General features: G+C 48.6%; 1 protein-coding gene. It reads left to right on the top strand.

Annotation, left to right across the window (positions count from 1 at the left end; all coding sequences use genetic code 11):
* Positions 1-743 (top strand): hypothetical protein (locus tag KH400_RS29475; RefSeq protein WP_217227874.1); only part of this gene is annotated, 743 nt, incomplete at both ends.

Below are 743 nucleotides of genomic sequence, written 5' to 3'. Positions count from 1 at the left end.
GAGAGAAGGGAAGGAAGAGGAGAGGAAGGGGAAAGGAGAGGGGGGGGGAGGGGAGGGGGGGGGGGGGAAGGAGAAGGAGAAAAAAGAGAGAGAAAAGAGAAGAGGAGGAGGAAGAGGAAGAGGGGGAGAAGAGAAAGAGAGAAGAAGGGGAAAGAGGAGGGGAAAAAGAGGAGGGAAAGGGGAGAAAAAGGGAAAGAGAGGAAAAGGAGAGGGGGAGAGGAAGAGGAAAGGGAGAAGGAGGGGGAAGAGGGGAGGGGAGGGAGGAAAGAAAAAAAGGGAAAAAGGGGAGAAGGGAAAGAAAAGGAGGGAAAAAGGGAGGAGGAGAGAGGGAGAAGGGGGAGAGGAGGAAAGGGAGAGGAAAAAGGGGGAGAGGAGAGGAGAGGGAAAGGGGAGGAAAAGGAAGGAAAAAGGGAAAAAAAAGAGGAGAAGAGGAAAAGAAAAGGAAAGGGGAGAAGAAAGAAAAGGGAGAGGGAGGAGGGGGAAAGAGAGAAAAAGGAGAGAAAGAAAGGAAGAGAAAGAGGGAAGAAAAGAAAAAGGAAAAAGGAGAAAGAAAGAAAGGAAGAGAGGAAAAGAAGGGGGGGGGAGAAGAGAAAAGAGGAAGAGAGGAAAAAAGAAAAAGAGGGAGGGGAGAAGAAAGGAAAGGAGAGAGGGGGAAGGGAGAGAGAGGGAAAAGAAATGGAAAGGATAAAGGAGGGAGAAAGAAAGAAAAAAAAAAGAAAAGAAAGGAGAAGAAAGGAGTATAG

Origin of the sequence: Desertibacillus haloalkaliphilus, assembly GCF_019039105.1 — a bacterium.
Classification (GTDB): Bacteria; Bacillota; Bacilli; order Bacillales; family KJ1-10-99; genus Desertibacillus; species Desertibacillus haloalkaliphilus.
This window is presented reverse-complemented; position numbering and strand designations above follow the sequence as displayed.